Raw genomic sequence first — 25093 nt, forward strand, 5'->3', positions numbered from 1 at the left:
TCGTGGAAGCACTGCAGCTCTTGATGGAGGGCTTCGCCGGAGCCCTCACCTGGCAGAACCTCGTCTGGGTGCTCGTCGGCTGCCTGCTCGGCACGGCCGTCGGCGTCATGCCGGGCCTCGGCTCCTCGATGGCGGTGGCCCTGCTGCTGCCCGTCACGTTCTCGCTCGAGCCCACCGCAGCGTTCATCATGTTCGCGGGCGTCTACTTCGGCGGGCTCTTCGGCGACTCGACCATGGGCATCCTGATGAACACGCCCGGTCAGGCCTCGGCCATCGCCTCGACGTTCGAGGGCCACAAGATGGCGCTCAAGGGCAAGGCGGCCCAGGCGCTCGCAACGGCCGCGATCGGCGCATTCGTCGGCGGCTTCGTCGCCTCGATCCTCGTCGTCTTCCTCGCGCCCGCGCTCGCCGACTTCTCATCGAGCTTCGGCCCGGCCGAGTTCTTCGCACTCGCGGTGTTCGCGTTCGTGGCGACCTCGTCGGTCGTCACCGACAACGCTGTGAAGGGACTCGCGGCGCTGTTCATCGGTCTGGGCATCGCGGTGATCGGGATCGACGGCGCGTCCGGCGCGCCGCGCTTCACGCTCGATTCGCCGTTCCTCTTCGACGGCGTCTCGCTCGTCACCGTCACCGTCGCGGTGCTCGCGCTCGGCGAGGTCATCTACGTCGCGTGCCTCGAACGGCATATGAGCGACAAGTCGATCATCAAGCCGAAGGGGCGCCCCTGGCTCTCGAAGGCCGAGTTCCGCGAGGCGGTGCCCGCCTGGCTGCGCGGCACGGCGATCGGTCTGCCCTTCGGCGTGGTGCCGGCCGGCGGTTCGGAGATCCCGACCTTCCTCGCATACGGTCTCGAGAAGCGGCTCGATCAGCGACGCAGGTCGCCCCGCTTTGGAACGGGTGCGATCCGCGGCCTCGCCGCCCCCGAGGCGGCGGGCAACTCGACCACCGGCATGGCCATGGGTGCGCTGCTGGCGCTCGGGCTTCCGATCTCGGCGACCGCGGCGATCATGCTCGCCGCCTTCCGTCAGTACGGACTGCAGCCCGGACCGCTGCTCTTCGAACGCGCGCCCGACCTGGTGTGGGTGCTGCTCGCGAGCTTCTTCATCGCCATGATCGTGCTGCTCATCCTGAACCTGCCCTTCGCGATGCTGTGGGCGAAGCTGCTGCTGATCCCGCGCCCGTATCTGTACGCAGGAATCACGCTGTTCTGCGCCCTCGGCATCTACGCCACATCGGGTTCGATCTTCGACCTGTTCCTGCTGCTCGGCATCGGCTTCGTCGGGTTCTTGATGCGCGCACTCGACTTCCCGATCGCGCCGCTGATCATCGGCATGGTGCTCGGGCCGCTCGCCGAGACCAGCCTGCGAGACGCGGCGATGAGCGCGAACGGCGACTTCTCGGTGCTGGTGCAGGGGCCGATCGTGCTGACGCTGTACGCGATTCTGCTGCTCGTGCTGACCTTCGCGGTGCGGGGGCGGATCGTAGCTCGGCGCCGCGCGAAGGCGGAGGCGGAGGAGCTCAGCGCTGCCACGGTGTGAGTTCGCGCGACGATACGATTGCAATCATGCCGATTTCCGCTGAAGACCGCACGTACCTCGACCTCGCCATCGAACAGGCGCAACTCGGATGGGAGGAGGGCGGAGTGCCGATCGGCGCCGCACTCGTGCGGCACGGCGCGAACGGACCCGAAGTGCTCGCCGTCGGCCGAAACCGGCGCGTGCAGATGGGCAGCGTGATCCGCCACGGGGAGACCGACTGCCTCGAGACCGCTGGTCGTCTGCCGGCGAGCGTCTACCGCGAATGCACCCTCTACACGACGCTGTCGCCGTGCACGATGTGCGCGGGCACCGCCATCCTGTACGAGATCCCGCGCATCGTGATCGGCGAGCACCGCAGTTTCGAGGTCTCCGAATCCTGGCTCGCGAGCAACGGCACGGAGCTCGTGATCGCCGATGACGCGACCTGCATCGACCTGATGGATCGCATGATGCGCGAACGCCCCGAGATCTGGGCGGAAGACATCGGCATCGAGACCGACGAGCTCGCCGGCGGCGCCCGGGTCGGCGAGTGAGCGCAGCGCGCGAGACCGAGACGGTCGTCGACCGGGACTACCCAGTCACCCCCGTGCCGCAGCACGCTCGCAAGGGGTTCTTCTCGCTCATGGTGGTGCTGCTCGGCTTCACCATCTTCACGCCGACCATGCTCGCCGGCGCCGCACTCGGGCAGTCGTTCGCGCTGAACGATCTGCTCCTCGTGATCCTGCTCGGCTCGGCGGTGCTCGGAGCGTACGTCGCCATCCTCGGCTGGATCGGGGCCCGCACCGGGCTCACCACGGTGGTCATGGCGCGCTACACGCTCGGCACTCGCGGTTCGAAGCTCGCCTCGATTCTGCTCGGCGGCACCCAGATCGGCTGGTACGGCGTGGTGATCGGCACGATCGGCGAGCTGACCGCGCAGGCCTTCGGGTGGGAGAGCTACGCGGCGAAGGCCGCCGTGATGATCGTCGTGAGCGCGCTGATGTGCGCCACCGCCGTCTACGGCTACCGGGGCATGTACTGGGTGTCGCTGATCTCGACCCCGCTGATCCTCATCCTGGCGTTCTGGGTGATGTTCCGCTCGCTCGAGGAAGTCGGCGGCTGGGCCGGCCTCGCTGCCGTGCAACCGGGGGAGTCGATGCCGATCGCGGTCGCCGTGACCGCGGTCGTGGGCACCTTCGTCTCGGCCGGGACGCAGGCCCCGAACTGGACGCGGTTCGGCCGCACCGGGCGGCAGGCCGTGCTGGCGTGCATCATCGGCTTCCTGATCGGCAACGGGTTGATGATCTTCTTCGGCGCGGTCGGGGCGATCACGTTCGGCGAGGGCGACTTCGTGCTCGTGCTCTTCAACCTCGGCCTCGTGGGCTGGGGGCTGTTCCTGCTCTTCGGCAACCTCTGGAAGTCGAACGCCGATGCCGCCTACTCATTCGGCGTCGCGGGAGCGGAGCTCTTCGAGAAGCCGAGCAAGACCCGATTCGTGATCGTCGGGTCGATCGTCGGCACGGTGCTCGCGCTCTTCGGCGTCAACGAGCATCTCCCGCAGTACCTGGGGCTGCTCGGCACGTTCATCCCGCCGCTCGGCGGCGTCATCATCGGCGATTACCTCGCGCGGTGGCGGCGCACGCAGATGCCCGAGGGGGAGGCGCTGCCGCGCGCGAACTGGGTCACTCTCGGCGTCTACGCCGTCTCGTGCGCGCTCGCATGGGTCGCGGGCGAGTTCGGGATCGGCATCCCGCCGATCATCGGCGTCGTCGCGGCCCTGGTCCTGTCGTTCGTGCTCGCCCGCTGGTCGCCGCGGCGGTCGCTCGCCGGGTAGGCCGCGTCCGCGCGTGCGGGTGCACGGGGCGCGGGGTGCGCCGCTCCCGGCGCGCCGAGCGGATCAGCCGGCGAGCACCTCGAGGAGCGCATCGACGTCCGCGTCGGTGGTGTCGAACGCGCACATCAGGCGGTAGAGCCCGGGCTGCGTAGGCCAGGCGCCGAAGGCGAAGGCCGACTGCGCACGCGTCGCGGTGTCGAGGGGCAGTTCGGCGAAGACGGCGTTCGACTCGACGGGCTGCGCGATCCTGATGCCGGGCACGGCCCCCTCGAGAGCTCGGATGCCGGCCGCCAGACGCTGGGCCTGGTCGTTCGCGCGCGTCGCGGAGCGCACCCACAGATCGCCCTCGTAGAGGGCGACGAGCTGCGCGGAGATGAACCGCATCTTCGACGCGAGTTGCAGGTCGATCTTGCGCAGGTAGGGAATGCCGTTCGCCGCCCCCGGGCGCAGCACGACCACGGCCTCCGCGCCGAGCAGCCCGTTCTTGGTGCCGCCGAGACTGAGCAGGTCGACGCCCGCGTCGGTGGTGATCGCCCGCAGCGGGGTGCCGAGATGCGCGGCGGCGTTGCCGAGGCGCGATCCGTCGACGTGCAGCACCATGCCGAGGTCGTGCGCCTGGTCGGCGAGGGCACGGATCTCGTCGGGGGTGTACACGGTGCCGAGTTCCGTCACCTGTGAGATCGAGACGGCTCCGGGCTGCGACCGGTGCTCGCTGCCGCGGCCCCACGCCTCGCGGGCCACGAGCTCGGGCGTCAGTTTGCCGTCCGGAGTCTCGACGCCGAAGAGCTTCAGCCCTCCAGTCTTCTCCGGAGCTCCGGCCTCGTCGGTGTTGATGTGCGCCGTGCGGGCGCAGATGACGGCGCCCCACCGGGGGAGCGCGGCCTGCAGCGCCAGCACGTTGGCCCCGGTGCCGTTGAACACGGGGAACGCCTCGGCCTCGGCGCCGAACAGCTCACGAGCGACCTCTCTGAAGCGCGCCGTGAACGGGTCGCCGCCGTATGCGGCGACATGGCCCGAGTTCGCGTGTGCGATCGCCTCGATGACTTCCGGGTGCGCACCCGACCAGTTGTCGGATGCGAACGCGCGCGAGACGTGCTCGACGGCATCTTCAGGTGCGGCGGCGTGCTGGCTCATCGCTCCAGCCTACGCGCGGTGCGGTGTGTCGCGGCGCTCTGTCAACCGATCGGTGGACGCGAGGTTCGCCCGTTCGGTCGTTCTGCTCCGGCGCAGTGTCCGCGAGTCTGGGTGTATGAACAGCACAGCCAGTTCCCCAGCCGTTTCCGTGCGAGGCCTCACGAAGCAGTACGGCGCCAAGCGCGTGCTCGACGGCGTCGACCTCGACATCGCCCGAGGCGAGACGTACGCGCTGCTCGGGCCGAATGGCGCCGGCAAGAGCACGGCGATCGAAGTGCTCGAGGGGGTGCGTCGAGCCACGAGCGGCGATGTGTCGGTGCTCGGCGAGCACCCGCTCGCGGCGCCGCGGGCGTGGAAGTCGCGGATCGGCATCGTCGCGCAGGCCACGGGCGACCCGGGCCCGTACACCCCGCGCGAGCTGATCTCTCATTTCGCGAAGCTGTACCCCGATCCGCGCGGCGTCGACGAGGTGCTCGATCTCGTCGGGCTGACCGCGCACGCGAAGACGCGGGCGACGAAGCTCTCGGGTGGTCAGCAGCGCCGCCTCGACGTCGCGCTCGGCATCGTCGGGCGCCCCGAACTCGTCTTCCTCGACGAGCCGACCACCGGCTTCGACCCGGAGGCGCGGCGCCAGTTCTGGTCCATGCTCGAAGGGCTGACGGGCGAGGGCGCCGCGGTGCTCCTCACGACGCACTACCTCGACGAGGCCGAGCATCTGGCTGATCGCGTGGGCGTGCTCTCCGGCGGCACCATCGTCGCCGAAGCGACGCCCGAACTGCTCGGCGGCGCTGAAGCGCGCACGCCGGTGGTCAGCTGGCGGGACGCCGCGGGCGTGCGGCACGAAGAGCGCACCCCGACCCCGGGGGTGCTCGTCGAGCGCCTGATGCACGAGGCGCGAGAGATCGGGCTGCCTCACGGGCCGGCTGAGCTCGAGGTGCGGCGGCCGGCACTCGAAGACATCTACCTCGACTTGATCGGCACGAACGGAGCGGAATGATGACGATGACGAACAAAGCGATTCCAGCTGGCGAGGGCGCGGGCGCGGGTGCGAGCGCGTCCCTCCCGAGAACGGATGCGGGCGGGCGACTCCCCGGGATCCTCGAGTCGGGAGTGCGCAATATCGGATTCGAGCTGCGCGGCTACTTCCGCAGCCCGGATGCGGTCTTCTTCACCTTCCTCTTCCCGCTCGTGATGCTGGGCATCTTCGGCGTCGCGTTCCAGGCGTCGGGAGAGGTCGGTGTGCGCGAAGACGGCACCGGCGGCGTGACGATGGCGGCGTACTACCTTCCCGGCATGGCGGCGGCGGGGCTCCTGCTGATCGGCGTGCAGAATCTCGCGACCGACATCGCCCGCGAACGCAGCGATGGCTGGCTGCGCCGCCTCGGGGGTACGCCGCTCTCGCCCGTCAGCTACTTCATTGGCAAGGTGGGCATGATCCTCGTGACCGCTCTCGCGCAGCTCGTGCTGCTCATCGTCTTCGCGGTCATCGCATTTCAGGTCGATCTGCCGACGGAGCCGGAACTGTGGCTGCGGTTAGCGTGGTTGTTCGGGCTCGGGATCGTCGCGATGTCCCTGCTCGGCGTCGCGCTCTCCGCGCTGCCCCGCTCCTCCCGGAGCGCGACGGCCGTGATTCTGCCGGTCGTGCTGCTGCTGCAGTTCATCTCGGGCGTCTACCTGCAGTTCTCGATGCTGCCGGAGTGGTTGCAGCAGGTCGCGAGTCTGTTCCCGCTGAAATGGCTTGCGCAGGGCATGCGCTCGGTGTTTCTGCCCGGCCATTTCGAATTGCAGGAGCTCGGGGAATCGTGGGATCTCGGACTGGTCGCACTGAACCTCGTCGGCTGGCTGGTGGCGGGTCTCGTACTCAGCCTCCTCACGTTCAGATGGCAGCGCAGGTCGTAGGCGAATGCGTGAGCATTCGCGACCAGCGCTGGTGCCGCCCACGGCGGCAGCCCACGGAGCGGAGCGCGGGGTGAGCGCAGGTCGTAGGCGAATGCGTGAGCATTCGCGACCTGCGCTGGTGCCGTCCACGGCGGCAGCCCACGGAGCGGAGCGCGGGGTGAGCGCAGGTCGTAGGCGAATGCGTGAGAGAGTGATGCTATGACCCAGCTCGAGTCGCCCGGCGCATCGGCGGGCCGACATCCGCTGCTGTGGTGGGACGCCGGCGTCGTCGTGACACTCGGCGTGATGGCGCTCGTCGGCGGGCGCGAGCTGCAGTTCGACGGCAACGCTCCGACCGCGGGGCAGACGGCGTGGACGTTCGCACCGCTGCTCGGCATCCTGCTGTGGTACCTCGCGGTCGGTCGTGGGGTGCTGTCGCGGGCCGTGCGCGATCTGCCGCCCCGCGCACTCGACGCCGTCTTCCTCATCGTGCTGACGCTGCTGATCGCGGTCGCGACGTTCGGCATCGCCTCGTATGCGACGGTGCAGACGATCGGGTATCCGCTCATCTGGACGATCGCGCGCCGATATCGCGAGGCCGTCGCGTGGAGCGCAGGTCTGGCCGTCGCCGTCTGCGTCGGCTTCATCGGGCCGGGCGAGCCGTTCGACCGCGTCGGCGGATTCTGGGGAGCCTTCGCCGTCGCGGTGCTGTCCTTCATCTTCGCGGTGGTGATGGGTACCTGGATCACTCGAATCCACGCGCAGGGGGAGCGTCACCGTGAGCTCGCCGATGCGCTGCGTCGCTCGCAGCACGAGGTCGCCGCGCTCTCCGAAGCGGCGGGGGCATCTGCGGAGCGGGAGCGCATCTCGCGAGACCTGCACGACACGCTCACGCAGACGCTCACCGGCCTGGTCATGCTGAGCGAGCAGGTGGATCGCGCGCTCGCCGCAGGCGATGTCGCAACCGCGCAGGATCGGCTCGAACGGGTGCGTTCCGCGGCTCGAGATTCGCTGCAGGAGGCGCGAGCACTCGTGGCGACGACGCAGCCGATCGGCGACGGCGGACTCGAAGCGGCGATCGAGCGGACGGTGACGCGTCTGAAGGAGGACACCGGTCTGCAGGTCTCCTGCGAGCTCCAGCAGGTGCAACTGGATCGCGAGCGGCAGGTGATGCTGCTGCGGGCTGCGCAGGAGGGGCTCGCGAATGCGCGCAAGCACGCTCGCGCCGATGCGGTGTCGGTGACGCTCGCCCGCGCGGAGGGCGACACGGTCGTGCTGCGGGTCGACGATGACGGCGTGGGGCCGGATGCCGCCGGTGAGGCGCGCGTTGCAGGAGGCGGTGTCGCGCTCGCGAGAGGGTACGGGCTCACGGGTCTCGCCGACCGCATCCGGGGCGTCGGCGGCGAGGTGCGGTTCGGTCGAGGGCCCGAGCGCGGGGCTCGACTGGAAGTGCGGCTGCCCACGTCCTCGACGGCACCGCTCGATGATCACCGCGGAGGAGCCGAGCGATGATACGCATTCTGGTCGTCGACGATCACCCGATCGTGCGTGCGGGCATCGCGGGGCTGCTGGCCACGGAGCCGGATTTCGAGGTGGTCGGCGAGGCGGCCTCGGGCGAGGCGCTGCTCGATATGGTGGCGGCGGCGCGCCCCGATGTCGTACTCATGGACCTGCGCATGCCCGGCATGGGCGGTGTCGAAGCCACGCGTCGTCTGGCGCGACTTCCCGATGCTCCGCCGCGGGTACTGGTGTTCACCACCTACGAGGAGGACGACCAGATACTCGCTGCGATCGAGGCCGGTGCGAACGGCTACCTCGTGAAGGCCGCGCCCGCAGACGAACTGGCAGCGGGGGTGCGAGCGGTCGCCGCGGGGCAGACCGTGCTCGCCCCTTCGATCGCAGCCCAGCTCGTCACGCGTGCTCACTCCCGCGGCGAGGATCGCCTGGACAACGGCCCCCGCCTCACACCACGAGAGGTCGAGATTCTGCGACTGGTCGGTGCCGGGCTGAGCAACCCGGAGATCGCGGCGCAGCTGTTCATCGGGGAGTCGACGGTGAAGACGCACCTGCTGCGAACGTTCGAGAAGCTCGGAGTGTCAGACCGCACCCGAGCGGTCACGCGGGCGATGGAGTGCGGGATCCTCTGACGCTTCGTACGCCGCAGTCGCCCCGCCTGTGGATAACTACACCCCTGTTATTCACCGTTCACGCAGCTCGAAACCGTTGACATCGTGCGGAAGTCGGCGGTTCGCCGGTCTCCTGAGAGGTGGAGTTTCCACACCCTCGCGTCCACCTGTGAAGAATTACACGTGTGTAATTCGGTCTCTCCGAGGCGATGTCAGCGCTGACGCCAGTACCCGCAGAAGTCGATGGCCTGCTTCGCGACACCGCGCTCGTTCACCAGATGGCGGCGTCCCCCGGTGGCGAGCTGTTGCTCTCCGGCGACGAACGCCGAGACGGCGCCCTCCGCGGCGGACGCCGGCAGCCCGCGGAGCGCGTCGAGGGCGTGACTGCCCGGCCGCTCGCCGGGCTTCCGCTCGATCCACTGCACGTCGACGCCGGCGGGAGCTTCGACGGGTTGGCGATCCGCCGCCTCGGGAACCTCGATGATCGCGTGTCCGACGCTCTCCGGCGCGATATCGCGCAGGATTCCGAGCACCGCGGGCAACGCCGTTTCGTCGCCCACCAGCACGACCCGGTCGGTGTCTTCGACGGAGCGGTAGCCGCACCCCTGATCGATCAGGGCGACACGATCGCCGATCGGGAGCGAGATCGCCCACGGCGCCGCAACGCCGGCGTGCGCCGGATCGTCGGACTCGTGCACGACGAAGTCGATGTCCATCTCGTTCGACTCCGGCCGGAACGCGCGCACGGTGTAATTGCGGATCTCGGGCCGGGTCGCCTTCGGGAGTGCGAGGTACTTCAGATACCCGCGCGTATCGAAGCGGTCGGACATGCGATCGAACCGGGTGGCGTCTCCCGCGACGGGCATCGCGAGCCGGAACCACTGATCGAACCCGAGATGGCGCCAGCGCGCGAGGTCGTCTCCGCCGATGGTGATCCGGATGAAGTTCGGCGAGATGCGTTCGGCGCGAACGACCTCTGCGGTGACGAGACCGGTGTCCGCGTGCGTGACGACGAGATTGCTGGAGGCCATGGGGGTCCTTCGATGTGCGAACGGGCGACGGGCTGGAACGCCCGGGGCACCCCCACCGTAGTTCATCTGATGATTTGCTCGCAACCAATCGCGCTCGCTCGTTGACAGGTTGCGAGCGGGTGTGTAGGTTCATTAGTGAAGTAACTAACCAAGGAGGCTGCTGATCACGGCTTCCCCGACCGAAACGAGGTGAGGAGTGTTCGATGACAACCGTCCGATCTTCCTCCAACTCGCCGACCGCCTCGCAGACGACATTCTGCGCGGCGTCTACGACGAAGACGAGCAGGTTCCCTCAACGAACGAGCTCGCCGCACACATGCGCATCAACCCCGCCACCGCCGGTAAAGGCCTCAGCCTGCTGGTCGACCAGGGCATTCTCTACAAGAAGCGCGGCATCGGCATGTTCGTCGCCGCCGGGGCCAGGGCGCGCATCGCGAGGGAGCGACAGCACGGACTCACCGAACGGTTCGTTCGCCCCCTCCTCCACGAAGCCGCCGCACTCGGCCTCGCCCACACCGACGTCATCCGACTGATCGAACAGGAAGCGGAACAATGACCCAGATCGCCATCGAGACCCGCGGGCTCACCCGTCGCTATCGAGGTGCCACGGCCCTCGACGACGTGACCGTGCAGGTCCACGCGAACACCATCACCGGTCTGCTCGGCCGCAACGGCGCAGGCAAGACCACGCTCATGTCGCTGATCACGGCGCAGGATCGCCCCAGCTCGGGCGCCGTCGCCGTCGGCGGCCACGACCCCTTCGAGCGCGCGGAGACCATCGAGCAGATGTGCTTCGTCCGCGACAACCAGCGCTACCCCGACGACTACACGCTGAAGCTCGCGACGCGCGCTGCGCGATTCTCGTTCCCGAACTGGAACCAGGAGGTCGCCGACCGTCTCATCGACGCGTTCCGCATTCCGAGCAAGCCGATCGTGAAGAAGTACTCGCGCGGCCAGCTGTCGGCGCTCGGCATCGTGCTCGGCCTCGCATCCCGCTCGCCCATCACCTTCTTCGACGAGCCGTACCTCGGGCTCGACGCGACGGCCCGCGCGATCTTCTACGACGAACTGCTGCGCGACTACGCCGAGCACCCCCGCACCATCGTGCTCTCGACGCACCTCATCGACGAGATGGACCGACTGCTGGAGCGCGTGATCGTGATCGACCAGGGTCGTGTCGTGCGGCACGAGGACGTGGATGCGATGCGGGGGAGCGCCTTCCAGGTCGCGGGCAAGGCGAGCGAAGTCGACGAGTTCCTCGCCGGCCTTCCGGTTCTGTCTCGACGCCGCATCGGCGGACTCGCGACGGCCGTGATCAATGCGCCGATGACGCCCGAGCATCGGGCGAACGCCGGCGGGCTCGAACTCGCCCCCGTCTCACTGCAAGACCTCGTCGCCGCCTACGGCCTCGGCGACACCGCCGCGGATGGCGCGGCGGACTCCCACCTGGAACGGAGCGCAGCATGAACCGCATCATGAAGGTGACCCGCCTGCACATGAACAAGATCGGGAGTTTCATCTCCGTCCCGATCCTCATCCTCGCGCTGGTCATGGTGATCTCGATCGTGATCGCGCTCGCGATCCAGCGCGCGACGGGGAGCGTGGGAAGCGCCGATTACGTCGACGGAGCGCGGCAGAACGGAGGCGTGGTCTGGTCGCTGCCCGGCTTCCTCGTCTACTACGGCGTGCAGGCGGTCGCGACGACCTATCCCTTCGCGCTGACGCTCGGCACCACGCGTCGCAACTTCATCCTCGGAACGATGCTCTCGAATGTGCTGCAGGCGGCGTACATCTCACTGCTGCTCGTCGTGCTGCTCGGCATCGAGCTCGCCACGGACCACTGGTTCATGTCGGTGTACGTGCTCGACGTCTACATGCTCGGTTCCGGAGACCCGTGGGTGCTCGCGGCCACCGGATTCCTCGGGGTGCTCTTCTGCCTGACGATCGGAGGGTTCTTCGGAGCGATCTGGGTCCGCTTCGGGGCGAAGGGCCCGGCGATCGTGGGATCGGCCATCGGGCTCGTGCTCGCGGCGCTGCTCCTGGTGTTCGCGCCGCAGCTGCCGGAGATCGTGATGAGCATCACGCGCGCCGACATCGCTCTCGGGGCGATCGGAGCGATCGTGCTGGCGCTGATCGTCACCTGGTTCGCGATGCGGCGGGCCGCGGTGCGGTAGGCGGGGACGATCCGCCGCTGATCCCGTGCATGCGCCGGACAACGCGGACGAGCGCCGGAGGGGCATCCTGCACAGCCCCTCCGGCGCTCGTATGCGTTCCTGCGTTGTTCGGCGTTCCCGAGTCGGTCGGCCGCGCGGGCTCAGCTGCGGCGGGCAGCCGCTTCCTTCTCCGACGCCTTCTCCGTGTCGCGGAGCGCTTCGTCCGATGCCTCTCCCGCCTCGACGTCGCTGTTGTCGAACGCGAGGCCCTGACGGGGAGCGTTGTACAGGTCGAGATCGATGATGCCCTCGCGCTTGGCCACGAGAGCGGGCACCAGCGCCTGCCCCGCGACGTTCACCGCGGTGCGGCCCATGTCGATGATGGGGTCGACCGCCAGCAGCAGGCCGACGCCCTCGAGCGGCAGTCCGAGCGTCGACAGCGTCAGTGTCAGCATGACCGTCGCGCCCGTCGTTCCCGCGGTCGCGGCCGAGCCGACCACCGAGACGATGACGATCAACAGGTACTGCACGATCGTGAGGTCGATGCCGAAGAACTGGGCGATGAACACCGCGGCGACCGCGGGGTAGATGGCCGCGCAGCCGTCCATCTTCGTCGTCGCTCCGAGCGGTACGGCGAACGACGCGTATCCGCGGGGAACACCGAGGTTGCGCTCCGTCACGCGCTGCGTGAGGGGCAGCGTGCCGATCGACGAGCGACTCACGAAGCCGAGCTGCACCGCGGGCCACACGCCCGAGAAGTACTGCTTCACGGAGAGGCCGTGCGACTTCACCAGGATCGGGTACACGACGAAGAGCACGATCGCGAGCCCGAGGTACAGCACGGCCACGAACCACGTGAGCGTGCCCATCTGGTTCCAGCCGTATTCGGCGACCGCGTTGCCGATGAGGCCGATGGTGCCGATCGGGGCGAGTCGGATGATCCACCAGAGGATCTTCTGGATGATCGCGAGTGCCGACTCGGTCAGCACGATGAAGGGCTCCGCCTTCTCGCCGATCTTGAGTGCGGCGATGCCCACCGCCGCCGAGATCACGATGACCTGCAGCACGTTGAAGCTCGGGCTCGCTGACAGCGCGCCGCTGTCGGCGTCGACACTGCCGGATACGCCGAGGCCGAGGAAGTTCGCGGGCACGAGCCCGGTGAGGAAGTTCCACCAGGTGCCGACTGAGCCCGGCGCTTCCGGCGTCAGTGCGGTCTGCGAAGCCGCCGCACCGGGGCGGAGGGTGACGCCGAGCGCGATGCCGATGGTGACCGCGATGAGTGCGGTGATCGCGAACCAGAGCAGCGTCTGCCCGGCGAGGCGAGCCGCATTCGTGACTTTGCGGAGCCCGACGATGCTCGACACGATCGCGGTGAAGACGAGGGGGATCACCGCTGCGCGGAGCAGCGAGACGTAGCTGCTTCCGATCGTCGACAGTGTCGCGTGCAGCCCGTTCGGGTTGTCGGCGGCGTCGGGGCCGAGCGACATCGCGATGCCGCCGAGTACGAGGCCGATGACGAGCGCGGCGAGGATCTGCCAGCCGAACGACGTCATCCAGCGTGGAAGCCGGCGCTCCTTCTTCGGGGCGATCTGGGATGCAGACACGGTGAGGAGTCCTTTCGAGAGGGTGCGATCGGGCAGAACCCGGACAGCTTAGCAAATCATTCGTTTAGCGAATATCTGGCATTACTTTTTGTGTCGATGCGACAGCCGGGTCGGTTCGGGAGGGTGTCGCGGGGCGCCGAGGCGCCGACACCCTCCCGAAGTGACCCCGCTCCGAAAACCGAAGGCGGCGGTGGAGGGGCGGCGGTGGAGGGGCGGCGGTGGAGGAGGGGCGCCACGGCGCCCCTCCTCGGGTACGCTGGGCGCATGGCTGATTCTTCGTTTGACGTGGTGAGCAAGATCGACGCGATGGAGGTCGAGAACGCGGTGAACCAGGCCCGCAAGGAGGTCGAGCAGCGCTACGACTTCAAGGGCGTCGGTGCCGATGTCTCGCTCTCCGGCGAGAAGATCCAGATCAAGGCCAACACCGAGGAGCGCGCGAACGCGGTGCTCGACGTGCTGCACTCGAAGTTCATCAAGCGCGGCCTGTCGTTGAAGGCGCTCGAGACCGGCGAGCCGTACGCCAGCGGCAAGGAGTACCGCATCGACGCTCAGCTCAAGGAGGGCATCGATCAGGCGACCGCGAAGAAGCTGAACAAGCTCATCCGCGATGAGGGGCCGAAGGGTGTCAAGTCGCAGATTCAGGGCGATGAGCTGCGCGTGTCGTCCAAGAGCCGTGACGATCTCCAGGCGACGATGGCGCTGCTCAAGGGCGCCGACATCGATGTCGCACTGCAGTTCGTGAACTATCGCTGACCGCTGCCGCCCCGTTCGCCTCGGTACACTGACAGGATGATCGGCGCGAATCTGCTCGAACCCGAACCCACGCTCCTGGCCGAGGACACCGCGGTGTCGCAGGCGCTCGAATCGGGGCGCGACCTCGAGTCGGTCGTGCGCGAGCACCCGGAGTCTCCCCGCGTGTGGGCCCTGCTCGCCGACGCCGCCGATTCCGAGGGGCGCGAGATCGAGTCGTACGCGTTCGCGCGGGTCGGGTACCACCGCGGACTCGATGCGCTGCGCAAGGCGGGATGGCGCGGGGCCGGGCCGGTGCCGTGGTCGCACGAACCCAACCGGGGAGTGCTCCGAGCGCTCTACGCGCTGCGCCGCGCGGCCGAACGCATCGGCGAGACGAACGAGGTTGAGCGGCTCACGAAGTTCCTCGACGGCGCGGACGCGGCAGCGATCGCCGCGATCGAGAACGAGCGCTGAGTCTTCGGCTTCGCCCCAGCGCGCCGGGTTCGCCCCGCCTCTCGGGAGAGACCGCCCTTCGCTAGACTGAGCCGGTACGTGCCGTTGCGAAGGAAGGGGCTGAAATGCCCGCAGTGCTCATCACCGGTGCCCAGTGGGGCGATGAGGGGAAGGGTCGGGCGACCGACCTCCTCGGCAGTCGCGTCGACTACGTCGTCAAGTTCAACGGCGGCAACAATGCCGGTCACACCGTGGTCGTGGGGTCCGAGAAGTATGCACTGCACCTGCTGCCCTCCGGCATTCTGACACCGGGCGTGACGCCGGTGATCTCGAACGGCGTCGTCGTCGACCTCGAGGTGCTGCGCGGCGAGCTCGAAGCGCTCGGCGGTCGCGGCGTCGACGTCTCGCGCCTCAAGGTGAGCGCGAATGCGCACGTCATCACCGCGTATCACCGCACGCTCGACAAGGTGACGGAGCGCTTCCTCGGCAAGCGCCAGATCGGTACCACCGGTCGAGGCATCGGCCCCGCATACGCCGACAAGATCAACCGCGTCGGCATCCGCATCCAAGACATCTTCGACGAGGGGATCCTGCGCCAGAAGGTGGAGGCCGCGCTCGACTTCAAGAACCAGGTGCTCGTCAAGATCTACAACCGTCGCGCCATCTCGGCCGACGAAGTGGTCGAAGACCTGCTGAGCTACCGCGAGATGCTCGAGCCGATGGTGTGCGACACTGCGCTGCTGCTGCACGAGGCGATGCAGGCGGAGAAGACCGTGCTCTTCGAAGCGGGTCAGGCGACGATGCTCGACATCGACCACGGCACGTACCCGTTCGTCACCTCATCGAACGCGACTGCCGGCGGGGCGAGCACCGGTTCCGGGCTGCCGCCGCACGCGCTCGACCGGGTGATCTCCGTCATCAAGGCGTACACCACGCGCGTCGGCGCCGGGCCCTTCCCGACGGAGCTGTTCGACGAGTCGGGCGATTACCTGCGCAAGCAGGGCTTCGAGTTCGGCACGACCACGGGCCGGCCGCGCCGCTGCGGCTGGTACGACGCGCCCATGGCCCGCTACGCGGCTCGCATCAACGGCGTCACCGATTTCGTGCTCACCAAGCTCGACGTGCTCTCCGGCCTGAAGACGATTCCGGTGTGCGTCGCTTACGACGTCAACGGCGTGCGGCACGATGAGATGCCCGTGAACCAGAGCGACTTCCACCACGCGAAGCCGATCTACGAGGAGTTCCCGGGGTGGAACGAGGACATCTCGGGTGCCCGCCGCTTCGAGGATCTGCCGAAGAACGCGCAGGACTACATCGTCGCACTCGAAGGCATGAGCGGATCGCGCATCTCGGCGGTCGGCGTCGGGCCCGAGCGCGAGCAGGTCGTGGTGCTGCACGACCTCCTGGGATAAGCGGAGGATCGCGCATGAGCGACCTGACTCCCGTCGAACGCCTCGAGCGGCTCCGATCGAGCATCGACAACATCGATGCGGCGCTCGTGCACATGCTCGCCGAGCGGTTCCGGTGCACGCAGGAGGTGGGCCGATTGAAGGCGGAGCACGACATGCCCGCGGCCGATCCTTCGCGCGAATCGCGTCAGATCGATCGACTGAGAACGCTCGCCGAAGAGGCGCATCTCGACCCCGAGTTCGCCGAGAAGTGGTTCAACTTCGTCGTCGCCGAGGTGATTCAGCACCACACGCAGATCGCCGACGAGCACCGGGCGTAGGCAGCCGGTCGCGAGTGAGGCGCTGTACCCGCGGAGGTTCGCGGGCGCAGCGCCTCATCGCTGCGGCAGCGCTACGACACCATGCCGTGGGGGTCGATCACGAACTTCTGCGCTGCACCGGCGTCGAACTGCGCGTACCCCTCGGCGGCTTCATCGAGGCCGATGGTGGTCGCCCCGACGGCCTTCGCGATGTGCGCGCGGTCGGCCAGGATGAGGTTCATGAGCTGCCGGTTGTACTTCTTCACCGGGCACTGGCCGGTGACGAATCGGTGCGACTTCGCCCAGCCGAGACCGAGGCGCACACCGATCTGGCCGTGCTTGGCCGCCTCGTCGACCGCCCCCGGGTCTCCGGTGACGTACAGGCCCGGAATGCCGAGCGAGGCGCCGGCTCGGGCGACGTTCATGACGTCGTTCAGCACGGTTGCCGGAGCTTCGGCGGCTTCATGGCCGTGGCCGCGGGCTTCGAATCCGACGGCGTCGACGGCCGCATCCACCTCGGGCTCGCCCACGATGTCGGCGATGATGTCGGGGAGCGCATCGCCCTTCGAGAGGTCGGCCGCAGCGCACCCGAAGCTCTCGGCCTGACGCAGACGATCGGCGTTCATGTCGCCGACGATGACGGTTGCGGCTCCCAGCAGCTGCGCGGAGTAGGCCGCGGCGAGCCCCACTGGTCCGGCGCCGGCGACGTAGACCGTCGAGCCGGTCGTGACGCCGGCGGAGACGGCGCCGTGATAGCCGGTCGGGAAGATGTCGGAGAGCATCGTGAGATCGAGGATCTTCTCGAGGGCTTCGTCGCGATCGGGGAACTTGAGCAGATTGAAGTCGGCGTAGGGGATCATGACGTACTCGGCCTGGCCGCCGAGCCACCCGCCCATGTCGACGTATCCGTAGGCCGCGCCGGCGCGCGCCGGGTTGACGTTGAGGCAGATGCCGGTCTGACCCTCGTTGCACATGCGGCAGCGTCCGCAGGCGATGTTGAAGGGGACGGAGCAGATGTCTCCGACCTTGTGGAAGAGCACGTCGTCGCCGACCTCCACGACCTCGCCGGTGATCTCGTGGCCGAGGGTCTGGCCGACGGGGGCGGTCGTGCGGCCGCGCACCATGTGCTGATCGCTGCCGCAGATGTTCGTCGTGACGAGCTTCACGATGACCGCGTGCGGGGCGGATCGCTTGATCCCGAGCCCCTCGGCGACTTCTTGCGGGAGCTCGAGCGTCGGGTAGTCGAAGTTCTCGACGGCGACTTCGCCCGGACCCTTGTAGACGACGATTCGGTTGCCTGACATGGAGACTCCATTCTGACGGGGCGCTGCGCTGCGCCGCTCGGTACCGTGTAGCATCACCGGTAGCACCACGGTAAGGCACCGAGCGCCCGTCGATATGTGCTGCTTCTGCAGGAGCGTTGGCAGTATCTGCGCGGGTGGCCCGGCGCTGATCGTGTGCGAGATGACAGGTTGCACCGAGCTGTGTCGAGGCGCCGGGGGATGCCAATGGAGCCGCTGAGTGTTCGAGGGATCGATGCGTGGCAGCGCCTGGCCAGTCGCATGTTCGTGCCGCTGCAGTGCCGCGCGGAGGGATCCCGTTTCGCGGCGCAGGTCGCTCAGCGACGCATCTCGCCGTCGATGTGGGTGAGTCGGGTCGCGTTCGACGCGCACGAAGCGGAGCGGCCGCGCGCGCTGGTCGATGCCGATGCCGCCGATCACCTGCTCGTGATGATGCAGTTGCGCGGGAGCTGGACGCTGACGCAGCGCGGGCGCGGAGCTCGACTCGATGCCGGGTCGTTCGCCCTCGTCGATGCGGGGGAGCCGTATCGCATGTCGGTGCCGACGCGCGGTCAGGATCTCATCGTGCTGCAACTCACCCGGGAACCGCTCGGTCTCTCCGGCCACGCGATCGGCAGTTCGGTGGCGCGCTCGGTGGGGCCGTCCGTGCCGGGTCAGGCGGCGGTCCGCGCACTGCTGTACAGCCTGCAGTCGAGTCAGCTCTCGCTCGACGCCCACGCGGGAGCCGGCATCGCCCGCGCCGTGAGCGACACGCTCGCAGTGGTGATGCGCGCTCTCGCGAGGGGCGAATCGCCGGACGAGGATCGCCGAGCGCGCCTCGTGGTGCTGCAGCGGTGGCTGCGAGATCACTGCGGCGACCCCGGCGTCACGGTCGATCGCCTCGCGGCCCACCACTTCCTGTCGGTTCGACAGGTGCATGCGCTGTTCGCGGAGGCTTCCGACTCTCCGGCGGCGTATCTGCGTCGCATGCGCTTGAGCCGGGCGGCGGAGCTGCTCGAGGAGCGGCACCGCACGGGCATGACGGTGCGTGCGATCGCCGGCGAGGCCGGGTACTCCGACTCCGCCGCGTTCATCCGGGCGTTCACGCGGAGTCACGGATGCTCGCCGACGCAGTGGCGTCGCCGCTGACGCACTTGCGCCCCATTCGAACATATGTTCGAATGGGGGTATGAGGTGGAACGGGCAGACGGTCGCTGCACGGGAGGACGGGGCCCTCGCGGGCCTGACCGTGGCGGAGGTTGCAGCAGTGCCGGGTCATCTGCGCACGGTGCGATCGCCCGAGTACGCCGGCATCGCGTTTCACGAAGTGCTCGCGAAGAGTGCGCTGAACCGCGTGCACGGCGAGTCCTCGATGCCGTTCTCCTGGACGATCAACCCGTATCGGGGGTGCTCGCACGCCTGCGTGTACTGCTTCGCACGCGGGTCGCACCGGTATCTCGAATTCGACACCGGCAGAGATTTCGATGCCCAGATCGTCGTGAAGGTGAATGTCGCCGAGGTGCTGGGCCGCGAGCTGGCGCGGCCCGGGTGGGCGCGGGAGTGCGTCGCACTCGGAACCAACACCGATCCGTATCAGCGCGCCGAGGGCCGGTATCGGCTCATGCCGGGCATCATCACCGCACTGGCTCGAAGCGGAACGCCGATGTCGATCCTGACGAAGGGAACGCTCCTCAGACGCGACCTGCCGCTCCTCGCCGAAGCCGCAGAACGGGTGCCCGTCGAACTCGCGATGTCGATCGCGGTCGGCGATCACGAGCTGCAGCAGTCGATCGAGCCGGGCACCCCCTCCACGCGCGCGCGACTCGACACCATCGCCGCCGCCCGAGACGCGGGGCTCGCGGCCGACGTGTTCCTCATGCCCGTGCTTCCCGGGCTCACCGACGACCCGGCGCATCTCCAGAGACTGCTCCGCGACATCCGCGACGCGGGGGCGCGCTCCGTCGTCTACGGTGCATTGCACCTGCGGTCGCACGTGAAGCCGTGGTTCCTCGCCTGGCTCGAGCGCGAGCATCCGGAGCTGCTGCCGCTCTACCGGTCGCTCTACCCGGGCGCTGCGAGTCGCGCCCCGCAGGCCTACCGCGTGGAGCTCGCCGGGCGGATCCGCCCGCTCATCGCCCGCTACGGGCTCGAGCGCTCCGGCACCTCGCGCACTCGGACATTCGCGCAGAACACCGAGACGGTCGCCGCGCAGTCGACGCCCGGCGCGCCCGCACCGACGCTCTTCTGACCGTCGCGCGGCGCCCCGCTCGCATTCAGGGTGAGGGCTACTCCGCAGCGGTGCGCGCGACCGCGATCGCGTCGAGCACGCGGCGGCGGAGCGCATCGCCGCGCTCGGCGAAGCCGCGCTGCAGGTGAGCGTACTCGCGCTTCCCCTCCGGGGTCTCGATCGCGACCGCGGCGAGTGGACGTCCGTCGGCTCCCGTGTACGCGCTGACGTCGTAGGGCGATGCGCGCATGTCGACCTCGCGAATATCCCGCGCCAGCACGAAGGCGTCGAGCAGCACCTCGCCGGGAATGATCGGGCCGAGCTTCGCCGCCCACTTGTAGACGTCCATTCCGGCGTGCAGGCACCCCGACTGCTCCGTCTCGGGCTGCGTCTCCCGCGTCGGGCTGAGCGTGTTGAGGGGCGCGGCGTCGGCGGTGAAGAAGCGGTAGGCGTCGAAGTGGGAGCAGCCGATCGGGTGCGTCTCCACCACGCGGTCCGTCGCCGCGTGTCCGATGCGCAGGGGCAGCGCGCGGTGGCGCACCTGCTCCGGCGTCATGCGGTAGACCATCGCCCACTCGTGGAGGCCGAAGCACCCGAACCGGGGAGGCCGCGAGAGCGTTTCGCGGAGCAGCCGCTCGACGTAGTCGACGGTTCCGCCGCGGCGCTCGAAGAACGCTCGGAGGTCGACCTCCACGGTCGGATGCTCGGTGACGTCACTCGGGCCCGGGGCGCCGGCGCCCGCGACGCGATAGTGCTTCCACGCAGCGCGATCCGAGGCATCTTCGAGCTGCACGCCCGCGCCGGGATGCCATTTCGCGAGCTCCGAGGGCTTCACGGAGTAGTAGGTCCAGAGGAAATCCTCGACCGGGTGGCTCTCGCGCCGCAACCGCCGCTCGCGATGCTCGGCGGTCAGCGCATGAGCCCGCTCGGCGTGGAGGTCGGCCCGACCGCGCCATTCGCGCGAAGGTATTCGGGCAGCCACAGACACCCCGCGAGTGTAGCGCCGAGACACGCCCGACCGATAACCGCCGGTTCCCAGATGATCCCAGGGAACGGTCGGTCGACGCCCAGAAGGGGGTGTTATTCCTGCGAGCGTTTTGATTGAATGTTGAGTGATCGGGGCGACCGTTGGGGCGGTCACCGGGACTCGAGGCGAGATCTGTGCAGCTCGCGTCGGGGCCGATCTTCATAGGGGGCGGGGCGCCGTACACGCTGCTTCGTCGCGCCGAAAAGGTGCCGTTCGCGCGCACCGTGCACTTGGAGGGGTCGTGCAGCAAGACACGAAACGCGACGGCGGCAGGTCGTCATTCGTCACATTTCTCAGCGGAATCGCCTCGGCGGCGATCGCGGTGTCGGGGCTCGTTCTCGGCGTTCCTTCGGCGGCACAGGCCGCGCCGCCGTTCGAACCCGGGCTGTTGTACGGGACGCAAGCCGCTCCGGCGGGTTCCCCTGCGGGTACTCAGGGCAGTCGCACCATCGTCGCCGTCAACCCGGCGACGCGGGCCGTCACCAACTCGGTGACCGCGCCGGGATCCACAACGCTGAACCAGCTCGGCGTGTCGGTCGACGGCAGGTTCCTGATGGTCACCAACCCGACGACGGTGTACCGCTACAGCACCGACACCGAGCAGTGGGCGTCCGTCGCGCGACCGAGCCCCTCCACCGTCGCGAACACGATGGGCGGCGTCGACCCGCGCACCGGGTACCTCTTCTACGGCGGCCAGGTGTCGGGCACGAACAACTTCACCTTCTCCCGCTACAACCCGGCGACGAACACGCTCATTCCGGGCATCGTGACGGTCACGGCGCCGAACCCGCCCGGCGGCAACGGCGACCTCGTGTTCGATCGCCTCGGCAACATGTACTTCGTCGCCGCCGCAACGTCGGCCACCCCGGGCGGTCAGATCTATCGCGCCGATGTCGAAGGGCTCGACGCCGGCACTGCGACCGCGGTTCCGATCGGCGCGAACATCGACGTCGGCGGCGTCAACTCCATCTCCTTCGGTGCCGACGGATATCTGTACCTCTTCGGCACCGGCACATTCTTCAAGGTCAGCCCCATCACCGGCGACCGCGTCGAGCAGGGTGCTCTCTCGCCGGTCACTCCGCTGACCGACCTCGGCTCCCGCGCGACGCCGCGCACCATCGACCTCGCGTCCTCCGGCGCCGCTCCCGACGCGCCGTTCGACGTCGCGATCGGCGGCCCGGGCATCAGCGTGGGAAACACCGGGACCGCGGATCCCGACGGCACCGCCGACGTCGGCCCGATCATCGTGCTCCCGAACGAGACCTACACGGTGACCCAGACGCCGAAGCCCGGCAACATCGCGATCTACGACACGACCTGGACGTGCACCGACGTGGTCTCCAACGCCGTCGTCCAGTCGGGCGAGGGCAACAACGGCTCGTTCGTGTTCCCCGCGAACTCACCCGGCGTCTCCTGCTCGTTCACGAACGTGGAGCAGATTCAGACGGGCGCCGACGAGTCGACGAACAATCCCCAGGGCGAAACGGTCACCGTGCCCGTGCTCGGGAACGATCGGGGCTCGGTCGATCCGGCTTCGCTGCGCATCGTCGACGGGGACGAACTTGTGACCTCGCTCACCGTCGCGGGCCAGGGCGTCTGGACGGTCGACACGGTGAATGGAACCATCTCGTTCGCGCCCGAGGCAGGATATTCGGGCAACCCGACGCCGATCACCTACCAGGTGGCCGACGCTGATGGGGAAACATCGCGCAACTCGGTCTCGGTGACCTTCGCCCCGGCCGCTGCGAATGATGAATCACTGCGGAACGAGCAGGGTGCGACCGTGACGGTGCCGGTGCTCGCCAACGATCTGGGCGAGCTCGATGCGGGGTCGGTGCGCCTCGTCGACGGCGACCAGCTCGTGACCGAATTGGTCGTGGCGGGACAGGGCACGTGGACGGTGAACCCCGAGACGGGAGCGGTGTCGTTCGCCCCCGAGGAGGGCTTCTCGGGAAATCCGACACCGGTGACCTACCAGGTGACCGACGCGGAGGGAGAGACATCCCGAGCGGAGGTCACTGTGACCTATGCGTCCGCGTCCGCCAATGACCAATCGCTGAACAATGCGCAGGGCGAAACCGTTACGGTACCGGTGCTCGCGAACGACCTGGGGGCGCTCGATCCTGCCTCCGTGCGGATCGCTGATGGAGACGCGCGGGTGACCGAGCTCGTCGTCGACGGAGAGGGCACGTGGACGGTGGATCCCGAAACGGGTGCGATCTCGTTCGCTCCCGCGGAGGGCTTCTCCGGCAATCCGGCCCCCATCGCCTACGAGGTGACCGATGCGGACGGCGAGACGTCGGGTGCGACGGTGACCGTGACGTACGCGCCGACGGCGGTCGCCTACGAGTCGCTGAACAACCCGCAGGGCGAGACGGTATCGGTGCCGGTACTCGCGAACGACCTGGGGGCGCTCGATCCCGCTTCGGTGCGGATCATCGATGGCGAGGAGCTCGTGACCGAGCTCGTAGTCGATGGCCAGGGCACCTGGACGGTGGACCCGGAGACCGGTGCGATCTCGTTCGCTCCCGCGGAGGGCTTCTCGGGCAACCCGACGCCGATCACCTATCAGGCGACGGATGCCGAGGGAGAGACCACCGAGGCGGGCGTCACGGTGACGTACGCCCCCGAAGCGGTTACGGATGAGTCGCTGAACAACGCGCAGGGAGCGACCGTCGAGGTTCCGGTGCTCGATAACGATCTCGGTGACTTCGACCCCGCATCGGTTCGCATCGCGAACGGCGAGGACGTCGCCACGCAGCTGGTCGTCGACGGCGAGGGGACGTGGACGGTGGATCCGGAAACGGGTGCGATCTCCTTCGCTCCCGCGGAGGGATTCTCGGGCAACCCGACGCCGATCGTGTACCAGGCGACGGACACCGAGGGGCAGACCGTGGCCTCGGTCATCACGGTGACATACGCGCCCGCCGCGGCGGCCGACGAATCGCTGAACAACGCGCAGGGCGAAACGGTGTCCGTGCCGGTGCTCGCGAACGATCTCGGCGCTCTCGACCCCGCTTCCGTGCGAATCCTGAGCGGGGACGAACTCGTGACCGAGCTCGTGGTCGACGGGCAGGGGACGTGGACGGTCGATCCTGAAACGGGGGTGATCTCGTTCGCTCCCGAGGAGGGTTTCTCGGGCAACCCGGCCCCGATCACGTACCGCGTGACCGACAGCGAGGGGGAAACGTCGGAGGCCGAGGTCACCGTGACCTACGCGCCGGCCGCTGCGAATGACGAGTCGCTGAACAACGCGCAGGGCGCTACGGTCTCGGTGCCGGTGCTCGCCAACGATCTCGGCGCGCTCGTCCCGGCTTCCGTGCGGATCGTCGACGGTGAGAACCGCGTGGTGCAGCTCGAGGTCGAGGGCCAGGGCACCTGGTCGGTGAACCCGATCAACGGGGTGATCGTGTTTGCTCCCGAAGACGGTTTCTCGGGCAACCCGACGCCGATCGCGTACGAGGTGACCGATGTCGAGGATCAGACGTCGAGCGCCACTGTGACGGTGACGTACGCGCCTGCCGCCGCGAACGACGAGTCGCTGAACAATGCGCAGGGCACCCCGGTTTCGGTGCCGGTGCTCGCGAATGATCTCGGCGCCCTGGATCCCGCTTCGCTACGGATCTTGGACGGCGAGGAGCTCGTTATGGAACTCGTCGTCGACGGCGAGGGCACGTGGACGGTGGATCCTGAGACGGGTGCGATCTCGTTCGCTCCGGAGGAGGGCTTCTCGGGCAACCCGGCCCCGATCACCTATCAGGTGACGGATACCGAGGGGGAGTCGTCTGAGGCCGAGGTCACCGTAACCTATGCTCCGGCTGCCGCCGACGATGAGTCGCTGAACAACGCGCAAGGTGCCACGGTCTCGGTGCCGGTGCTCGCGAATGACCTGGGTGCCCTGGATCCCGCTTCGGTGCGCATCGTGGACGGCGAGGAGCTCGTTATGGAACTCGTCGTCGACGGTGAGGGCACGTGGACGGTGGATCCTGAGACGGGTGCGATCTCGTTCGCTCCGGAGGAGGGCTTCTCGGGCAACCCGGCCCCGATCACCTATCAGGTGACGGACGACGAGGGAGAGACCTCAACCGCGACGGTGACCGTGACGTACGTTCCCGAGGCGACGAACGACGAGTCGCTGAACAACGCGCAGGGTGCCACGGTTTCGGTGCCGGTGCTCGCGAATGACCTGGGTGCGCTCGATCCCGCCTCGGTGCGGATCGTGGACGGCGAGGAGCTCCTGACCGAGCTGGTCGTCGAGGGCGAGGGCACGTGGACGGTGGATCCTGAGACGGGTGCGATCTCGTTCGCTCCCGAGGAGGGCTTCTCGGGCAACCCGGCCCCGATCACCTATCAGGTGACGGACGACGAGGGAGAGACCTCAACCGCGAC

General features: G+C 68.5%; 22 protein-coding genes. 17 read left to right on the forward strand and 5 right to left on the reverse strand.

Annotated features, from left to right (window positions below; translation table 11 throughout):
• The first annotated feature begins 2 nt into the window (after positions 1-2).
• The 3 genes from PQI23_RS12710 to codB are packed head-to-tail and all read left to right on the forward strand — an operon-like array spanning position 3 to position 3351.
• Positions 3-1538, forward strand: a complete 1536-nt coding sequence (locus PQI23_RS12710) for a tripartite tricarboxylate transporter permease (protein ID WP_339975104.1) — start codon at positions 3-5, stop codon at positions 1536-1538.
• Between the two features lie 26 nt (positions 1539-1564).
• Complete coding sequence (locus PQI23_RS12715; RefSeq protein WP_339975106.1) at positions 1565-2071, forward strand: nucleoside deaminase; 507 nt, start codon at positions 1565-1567, stop codon at positions 2069-2071.
• Positions 2068-3351 carry a cytosine permease gene (gene codB / locus PQI23_RS12720; protein WP_339975108.1) on the forward strand — a complete coding sequence of 428 codons (1284 nt, stop codon included), beginning with the start codon at positions 2068-2070 and terminating at the stop codon, positions 3349-3351. The genes PQI23_RS12715 and codB overlap by 4 nt, the downstream gene beginning before the upstream one ends.
• Positions 3352-3414: 63 nt before the next feature.
• Here the strand turns inward: codB and PQI23_RS12725 are convergent, their stop codons facing one another.
• Positions 3415-4485, reverse strand: a complete 1071-nt coding sequence (locus tag PQI23_RS12725; RefSeq protein ID WP_339975110.1) for a threonine aldolase family protein — start codon at positions 4483-4485, stop codon at positions 3415-3417.
• Positions 4486-4600: 115 nt separating this feature from the next.
• Here PQI23_RS12725 and PQI23_RS12730 point away from each other — a divergent pair, with 115 nt between their 5' ends.
• From PQI23_RS12730 to PQI23_RS12745, 4 genes are all read left to right on the forward strand, one after another.
• A complete protein-coding gene (locus PQI23_RS12730) occupies positions 4601-5482 on the forward strand; it encodes an ABC transporter ATP-binding protein (RefSeq protein WP_339975111.1) in 882 nt (293 codons plus the stop codon).
• Positions 5483-5487: 5 nt separating this feature from the next.
• A complete protein-coding gene (locus tag PQI23_RS12735; RefSeq protein WP_339975113.1) occupies positions 5488-6384 on the forward strand; it encodes an ABC transporter permease in 897 nt (298 codons plus the stop codon).
• A 198-nt stretch (positions 6385-6582) separates the two neighbouring features.
• Complete coding sequence (locus PQI23_RS12740; RefSeq protein WP_339975115.1) at positions 6583-7875, forward strand: sensor histidine kinase; 1293 nt, start codon at positions 6583-6585, stop codon at positions 7873-7875.
• Positions 7872-8510, forward strand: coding sequence for a response regulator transcription factor (locus tag PQI23_RS12745; protein ID WP_339975117.1), 639 nt, complete (start codon positions 7872-7874; stop codon positions 8508-8510). Before PQI23_RS12740 ends, PQI23_RS12745 begins: the two co-directional genes overlap by 4 nt.
• A 191-nt stretch (positions 8511-8701) precedes the next feature.
• Here PQI23_RS12745 and PQI23_RS12750 read toward each other — a convergent pair whose 3' ends face one another.
• Entirely contained in the window at positions 8702-9520 is an 819-nt protein-coding gene (locus PQI23_RS12750) for a siderophore-interacting protein (RefSeq protein ID WP_339975119.1), read from the reverse strand.
• Positions 9521-9716: 196 nt separating this feature from the next.
• On the opposite strand from PQI23_RS12750, the gene PQI23_RS12755 reads away from it, so the two are divergent.
• From PQI23_RS12755 to PQI23_RS12765, 3 genes are read left to right on the forward strand one after another with little or no spacing between them, the layout of a single operon-like run.
• On the forward strand, positions 9717-10076 hold the full coding sequence (locus PQI23_RS12755; RefSeq protein WP_339975121.1) for a GntR family transcriptional regulator: 360 nt from the start codon (positions 9717-9719) through the stop codon (positions 10074-10076).
• On the forward strand, positions 10073-10987 hold the full coding sequence (locus tag PQI23_RS12760; protein WP_339975123.1) for an ABC transporter ATP-binding protein: 915 nt from the start codon (positions 10073-10075) through the stop codon (positions 10985-10987). Before PQI23_RS12755 ends, PQI23_RS12760 begins: the two co-directional genes overlap by 4 nt.
• Positions 10984-11694, forward strand: coding sequence for a hypothetical protein (locus PQI23_RS12765; protein ID WP_339975125.1), 711 nt, complete (start codon positions 10984-10986; stop codon positions 11692-11694). The genes PQI23_RS12760 and PQI23_RS12765 overlap by 4 nt, the downstream gene beginning before the upstream one ends.
• Before the next feature lie 140 nt (positions 11695-11834).
• On the opposite strand, the gene PQI23_RS12770 is transcribed toward PQI23_RS12765, so the two are convergent.
• Positions 11835-13226 (reverse strand): dicarboxylate/amino acid:cation symporter, encoded by a 1392-nt coding sequence (locus PQI23_RS12770; RefSeq protein WP_339975143.1) that lies wholly within the window; start codon positions 13224-13226, stop codon positions 11835-11837.
• A gap of 315 nt (positions 13227-13541) precedes the next feature.
• On the opposite strand from PQI23_RS12770, the gene PQI23_RS12775 reads away from it, so the two are divergent.
• The 4 genes from PQI23_RS12775 (at position 13542) to PQI23_RS12790 (ending at position 16191) form a co-directional block, all read left to right on the forward strand.
• Positions 13542-14030 (forward strand): YajQ family cyclic di-GMP-binding protein, encoded by a 489-nt coding sequence (locus PQI23_RS12775; protein WP_339975127.1) that lies wholly within the window; start codon positions 13542-13544, stop codon positions 14028-14030.
• Between the two features lie 36 nt (positions 14031-14066).
• Positions 14067-14483, forward strand: a complete 417-nt coding sequence (locus PQI23_RS12780; RefSeq protein WP_339975129.1) for a DUF3151 domain-containing protein — start codon at positions 14067-14069, stop codon at positions 14481-14483.
• A 104-nt stretch (positions 14484-14587) separates the two neighbouring features.
• Positions 14588-15874, forward strand: coding sequence for an adenylosuccinate synthase (locus tag PQI23_RS12785; protein ID WP_339975131.1), 1287 nt, complete (start codon positions 14588-14590; stop codon positions 15872-15874).
• A gap of 14 nt (positions 15875-15888) precedes the next feature.
• Complete coding sequence (locus PQI23_RS12790) at positions 15889-16191, forward strand: chorismate mutase (RefSeq protein WP_339975133.1); 303 nt, start codon at positions 15889-15891, stop codon at positions 16189-16191.
• Between the two features lie 71 nt (positions 16192-16262).
• Here PQI23_RS12790 and fdhA read toward each other — a convergent pair whose 3' ends face one another.
• Positions 16263-17474, reverse strand: coding sequence for a formaldehyde dehydrogenase, glutathione-independent (gene fdhA / locus PQI23_RS12795; RefSeq protein ID WP_339975135.1), 1212 nt, complete (start codon positions 17472-17474; stop codon positions 16263-16265).
• A gap of 198 nt (positions 17475-17672) precedes the next feature.
• On the opposite strand from fdhA, the gene PQI23_RS12800 reads away from it, so the two are divergent.
• Positions 17673-18599 carry a helix-turn-helix domain-containing protein gene (locus PQI23_RS12800; protein ID WP_339975137.1) on the forward strand — a complete coding sequence of 309 codons (927 nt, stop codon included), beginning with the start codon at positions 17673-17675 and terminating at the stop codon, positions 18597-18599.
• A 40-nt stretch (positions 18600-18639) separates the two neighbouring features.
• Positions 18640-19698, forward strand: a complete 1059-nt coding sequence (locus tag PQI23_RS12805) for an Rv2578c family radical SAM protein (protein WP_339975139.1) — start codon at positions 18640-18642, stop codon at positions 19696-19698.
• A gap of 37 nt (positions 19699-19735) precedes the next feature.
• Here PQI23_RS12805 and PQI23_RS12810 read toward each other — a convergent pair whose 3' ends face one another.
• A complete protein-coding gene (locus tag PQI23_RS12810) occupies positions 19736-20665 on the reverse strand; it encodes a 3-methyladenine DNA glycosylase (protein ID WP_445238435.1) in 930 nt (309 codons plus the stop codon).
• A gap of 280 nt (positions 20666-20945) precedes the next feature.
• Here PQI23_RS12810 and PQI23_RS12815 point away from each other — a divergent pair.
• Positions 20946-25093: Ig-like domain-containing protein (locus tag PQI23_RS12815; RefSeq protein WP_339975141.1), on the forward strand; the 4148-nt coding region annotated here is incomplete at its 3' end.

This window comes from Leucobacter sp. USCH14, assembly GCF_037619215.1.
In the GTDB taxonomy this organism is placed as follows: domain Bacteria; phylum Actinomycetota; class Actinomycetes; order Actinomycetales; family Microbacteriaceae; genus Leucobacter.

What these genes read in the sequence shown, in the direction of transcription:
- PQI23_RS12715 (WP_339975106.1), top strand. Translation starts at nt 1,565, where the DNA reads ATGCCGATTTCCGCTGAAGACCGCACGTACCTCGACCTCGCCATCGAA.
- PQI23_RS12725 (WP_339975110.1), bottom strand. Translation starts at nt 4,485, where the DNA reads ATGAGCCAGCACGCCGCCGCACCTGAAGATGCCGTCGAGCACGTCTCG.
- PQI23_RS12730 (WP_339975111.1), top strand. Translation starts at nt 4,601, where the DNA reads ATGAACAGCACAGCCAGTTCCCCAGCCGTTTCCGTGCGAGGCCTCACG.
- PQI23_RS12735 (WP_339975113.1), top strand. Translation starts at nt 5,488, where the DNA reads ATGACGAACAAAGCGATTCCAGCTGGCGAGGGCGCGGGCGCGGGTGCG.
- PQI23_RS12740 (WP_339975115.1), top strand. Translation starts at nt 6,583, where the DNA reads ATGACCCAGCTCGAGTCGCCCGGCGCATCGGCGGGCCGACATCCGCTG.
- PQI23_RS12745 (WP_339975117.1), top strand. Translation starts at nt 7,872, where the DNA reads ATGATACGCATTCTGGTCGTCGACGATCACCCGATCGTGCGTGCGGGC.
- PQI23_RS12750 (WP_339975119.1), bottom strand. Translation starts at nt 9,520, where the DNA reads ATGGCCTCCAGCAATCTCGTCGTCACGCACGCGGACACCGGTCTCGTC.
- PQI23_RS12760 (WP_339975123.1), top strand. Translation starts at nt 10,073, where the DNA reads ATGACCCAGATCGCCATCGAGACCCGCGGGCTCACCCGTCGCTATCGA.
- PQI23_RS12765 (WP_339975125.1), top strand. Translation starts at nt 10,984, where the DNA reads ATGAACCGCATCATGAAGGTGACCCGCCTGCACATGAACAAGATCGGG.
- PQI23_RS12770 (WP_339975143.1), bottom strand. Translation starts at nt 13,226, where the DNA reads ATGACGTCGTTCGGCTGGCAGATCCTCGCCGCGCTCGTCATCGGCCTC.
- PQI23_RS12775 (WP_339975127.1), top strand. Translation starts at nt 13,542, where the DNA reads ATGGCTGATTCTTCGTTTGACGTGGTGAGCAAGATCGACGCGATGGAG.
- PQI23_RS12780 (WP_339975129.1), top strand. Translation starts at nt 14,067, where the DNA reads ATGATCGGCGCGAATCTGCTCGAACCCGAACCCACGCTCCTGGCCGAG.
- PQI23_RS12785 (WP_339975131.1), top strand. Translation starts at nt 14,588, where the DNA reads ATGCCCGCAGTGCTCATCACCGGTGCCCAGTGGGGCGATGAGGGGAAG.
- PQI23_RS12790 (WP_339975133.1), top strand. Translation starts at nt 15,889, where the DNA reads ATGAGCGACCTGACTCCCGTCGAACGCCTCGAGCGGCTCCGATCGAGC.
- fdhA (WP_339975135.1), bottom strand. Translation starts at nt 17,474, where the DNA reads ATGTCAGGCAACCGAATCGTCGTCTACAAGGGTCCGGGCGAAGTCGCC.
- PQI23_RS12800 (WP_339975137.1), top strand. Translation starts at nt 17,673, where the DNA reads ATGCCAATGGAGCCGCTGAGTGTTCGAGGGATCGATGCGTGGCAGCGC.
- PQI23_RS12805 (WP_339975139.1), top strand. Translation starts at nt 18,640, where the DNA reads ATGAGGTGGAACGGGCAGACGGTCGCTGCACGGGAGGACGGGGCCCTC.